Here is a 346-nt window from a genome sequence, read left to right on the forward strand (position 1 = left end):
TTCAGAGATCGAGGGGATCTAGGAAGAGGGCTGAAAGGGGAGCGTCGCCGAAGTGAATAAAATCCACTCATTTTATTCGCTGGCTGTACATTGAAGAAATGTAGGGCTGTCAAGAATGTATTTCTTGGAGGGCTATCTCATTGTTTGCATCGTTTGATGATGATTTTAAAGCAATGGGAGATTTGTTCTCTCATTGCTTTTTTATTTGCAGTGCAGAGAGCAGTCTCCGCAGCCTCTTCTCTCACACGTGATCTTTTGAAAAAGGGTGGTAGACATGGGACTAATTGTACAAAAATTTGGTGGAACATCTGTTGGATCGACAGAAAAAATTCGCAATGCCGCAGAG

The 346-nt window shown here is 42.8% G+C and carries 1 protein-coding gene and 1 riboswitch; the gene reads left to right on the forward strand.

Features of this window, described 5'->3' with window-relative positions:
- Positions 1 to 143: riboswitch (Lysine riboswitch) on the forward strand. This riboswitch is flagged as partial in the annotation.
- 131 nt (positions 144 to 274) lie between these two features.
- The coding region (locus KH400_RS24985; RefSeq protein WP_246590010.1) for a hypothetical protein at positions 275 to 346 on the forward strand (72 nt) is incomplete at its 3' end.

This window comes from Desertibacillus haloalkaliphilus (assembly GCF_019039105.1).
GTDB lineage: Bacteria > Bacillota > Bacilli > Bacillales > KJ1-10-99 > Desertibacillus > Desertibacillus haloalkaliphilus.